Annotated in this window: 2 protein-coding genes and 1 pseudogene; 1 reads left to right on the top strand and 2 read right to left on the bottom strand. The window is 38.4% G+C overall.

Features of this window, described 5'->3' with window-relative positions; genetic code table 11:
- Nucleotides 1-1,780: pseudogene (locus tag V7Z48_RS10755) on the bottom strand (S9 family peptidase); the annotation flags it as partial.
- Nucleotides 1,781-2,100: 320 nt separating this feature from the next.
- Here V7Z48_RS10755 and V7Z48_RS10750 point away from each other — a divergent pair.
- Nucleotides 2,101-2,535 carry a hypothetical protein gene (locus tag V7Z48_RS10750; protein ID WP_334113462.1) on the top strand — a complete coding sequence of 145 codons (435 nt, stop codon included), beginning with the start codon at nt 2,101-2,103 and terminating at the stop codon, nt 2,533-2,535.
- A 6-nt stretch (nt 2,536-2,541) separates the two neighbouring features.
- Here V7Z48_RS10750 and V7Z48_RS10745 read toward each other — a convergent pair whose 3' ends face one another.
- The gene (locus tag V7Z48_RS10745) at nt 2,542-3,537 is read right to left on the bottom strand and encodes a pyruvate kinase (RefSeq protein ID WP_334113460.1); all 996 of its coding nucleotides are present in this window, start codon (nt 3,535-3,537) and stop codon (nt 2,542-2,544) included.
- Nucleotides 3,538-3,586: the final 49 nt, after the last annotated feature.

Genomic DNA, 3,586 nt, shown 5'->3' with positions numbered 1-3,586 from the left:
AACTGTCGTTGGGTTGTTCATCACCTTCACCTATAATAGGAAAGGCGGCATCGTCCAACACCACATAACCGCGATTCACCCAATAAATAGGGGAGCCGTAATAAGGATAGGTAAACTCTTTAGAGCTTGAAGTCACCTGAGCGGCACTACTGCGGTCTTTATATTCACGCGGGTAAGCCCACATAATCATTGGTCTTTTTTCTTTTTTGTCCTTGTCGTAACCCACTGGCAAGTACAGGATGCCAGAAAGCTCAAGTCCGTCATCACGTTTGTAAGTAATCACTTTTTTATGAACATCTTGTAAGGCTTTAAATGGATTATTAAAGTCTGTAACTTGTTCTAATTTATTGGTTCTAATATTACGCATGTAGTAATTTGGGAACTGGGTAGCGCTTTCTAGTCTAACCAAAACATCACCTTTTTTAATATCGATGATATTTACTATGTCTTCAAGAAAGTCGTCGTCTTTACTTTGGTATAATCGTTTTTTCGACTTTGATTTCAGATTGTATTCATCAATAAACGGAAACTTGCCCTCAGGTATGTAACCGTCGCCCATAAGCATGACGGTATTAGATTTTGAAAACTCTAACACCGATTGGTCATAATCGTTGCGCATGGTAACAAAACTGCCAGGATCGCTATAGGTATCTTGATAATTGCGCTCTAAAAATAGTTGTGGCTTTTCATTTGAATTGGAAGGATTAAAAAACAAGGTTCTGGAAGTTCTGGTATTCCACCAGCGTTCGTAAATTACCGCTATATTATCGTTGCCCCAAGTGATGCCGGCATAGCGTAATTTAGTTTTTGCAAGCGATGATTTGTTACCATTAAAGGGAGCTTTTAACTGAAACACTTCATCTCTAAAATCAACGTCGGTTTCAGGATCGCCGCCATCTAAGGCTTCAACCCAGTACAAGGTAGCGGGCTGATCGTTACGCCAGCCAATGTTTCGGATACCGGTACGTGTCGCCATAAAACCTTGTGGAAGTTCCTCAATGAGTGGCACTTCGGCAACGACTTTTACAGGTTCAGTATTTTGATTGTACACGATGTAAGAGGTTGGAAACCTTGGGTATGGTACAATGTATGAGAAAGGTTTTTTGATTTCAGAGACCATAATATAATTACCATCAGGCGAAAAGGATATCCCAGAATACATCCCAGCAGTTTTCCATAGGGTAGGGGTGCCGTTTAAATCAACTTTATAAATTTCGCTGGTGACCAAGGTTTCAAAATTGGTTTCATCAGCTTTATTTTGAAGCAAATCCTGATAGGTCCGGTTTTGGGCTTTTTGCCCTGCTTCATTCACTGAAATAGTTGGTCCTTTAGGAATATTTATTGCGGTATCTATCAATTTTGGTCGGTTGGCAGGTAGTGTTTTAATAAGTAAACCACTTTCATCTGGCATCCAAGTCATGGCGCCATCAATATTGGCGTTTAAGTTGGCATCCGTTAGTTTTTTGGCACTTTTGCTGGCGTAATCAATTACCCATAACTCTACACCTGTGGCAGTCGTATTGGTAAACGCGATATAATTTTGTTTGGGTGACCAACTTGTATTGGCAATACTCGGGTTGGTGGGCATATTGGCAATTTTGGAACTTGTCTGGCTTTTAGGATCGAACAATTCTAAGTTGGTGCTATAGCGCGCTCTACTAGAAATATTCGTCACTGGATTGATGCGCAGACCACCCAAGCGGTAAATGAGCAATGCTTTGGTACCGTCGTTATTGATGCTGATACTTGGCGGCATGGTGACATCGGCCAGACTTTTAATATTGTTGTGTGGCGTTTGGTAGCTAAGGTCTAGTTGTGCCGAAGTAAAAAAGGGTGTAAATAGAAGTAGGACGAAGAATTTGAAATGATTCATAATGTATGTTTTGTTTTCGGGATTATGCGTTTATGATAAAAGTTAAAAATACGAAAATTAATGTCTTGATTTTTGGAGTTTATGAAATGTATATATTGCAAGCCATGGCGATGCTTCCAAATAATTTTGATACACTTCATTTCATTTATAATGGCTTTGGTTCATGCTTGTAAGCTTTTCTCGTTGTAAAAGTTTTTGTATCTTTAGATATTAAAACTTAAAAAACTATGAAAACTATTTCGAACTTAACCTTAACGCTTTTTAAATTATTATTGATCTCTTTTATTTTTGCCGGAAGTAATTGGTTAATGGCTCAAGGTGTCAAATCAGGCGATCTACAAGATTTTAAATTGGTAGTTGAAAATACCAAAACTGGATTCAACATGCAAAGTATTGAAGGTACCGCTTGGAAGAACTTATCTTTTAACCTTAGCAACGACCAAGCCCAAGCTATTGACGAATACGGCATGACTGATTTGGAGCAGGTAAATCCTAAAAAAGACACTAACTTGGCCGATTTTTTATTCACCATCATCAAAACCAATAAGGGTGTGGAACTAAAAGGTATTGAAGGCACTGCTTGGGAAACCTTAAGCATGACCTTATCTTTTGACGGTGAGAAATTTATTGTAGATCAGTATGGGATTAAAACTATTCAATAAGACGTTTTAGACGTCATGACTCGGATTTATTATTCCCAGTAATGGTTTTAATGCATTCTGCGCCACGTGTAAAGCCCTAAAGGCATTTTTCTTTTTGAAGGAGTGCGCTTCCATACGTCCTAAAATATTTTTAAGTAAAACGACTGCATCGTTGATAAATGGCCCTTTGTTAAGCATGATACATTCGGCATGAACGCCTTGTACCACGTCGCTTATTTCGGCACGGGTTGGGATACCTGTTTTGGCTAAATTTTCGAGTACTTGAGTAGCCCAAATTACAGGAACATGCGCGGCCTCGCACAGCCATAGAATTTCATTTTGTACTTCGGAGCTTCGTTCAAAGCCAATCTCAACTGCTAAATCACCTCGGGCAATCATCACGCCCATAGGCGCGCTTTTCATGCCTTCCAACAAGATAAAAGGTAAATTTTCAAAGGCTTCTTTATTTTCAATTTTGTAGACAACCCCAATGTCTTTTGCATTATGAATGTTTAATTGCTTTTGTAGAAAGCTCACATCGCTGGCCGTTCTTACGAATGAATAGCCAACAATATCGGCATATTCGCAAACAAAGGGCAAGTTTTCTATATCCCGTTCTGTTAAGGCGGGCAGGTTTAATTTGGTATCGGGCAGATTAATGCCTTTCTCTGAAGCTAATTTCGATTTATAACATTTGGTGATGCGCAATGTTGCGCTATCAGCTGTTTTAGAAACAACCACCGACTCTATCATACCATCATCAAACAAAACACGGTGATTGATTTGTACATCATCAATAATTTCGGGTAATAGCACGCCAATTTCACCAATTTTGGTTTGCACACCATGTTTATTGAATTTTGATGCTTTTCCACGTGATTCAGTTTTTTTAAGCCAAAGATGTTCGCCATCACGAATTGTAATACTATTTTTAACTTTATTTTTTTTACGTGATATAGCTATAGGTGCAATCCTTAACTTTGGACCAGATAAGTCCATGTAAATAATTATTTTATGATTCAAAACTAGAATTAAAAAAATTCATTTTCAAACCTATTCTTTTCCTTAACAG

It is taken from the genome of Paucihalobacter sp., assembly GCF_036825875.1.
Classification (GTDB): domain Bacteria; phylum Bacteroidota; class Bacteroidia; order Flavobacteriales; family Flavobacteriaceae; genus Paucihalobacter.
This window is presented reverse-complemented; position numbering and strand designations above follow the sequence as displayed.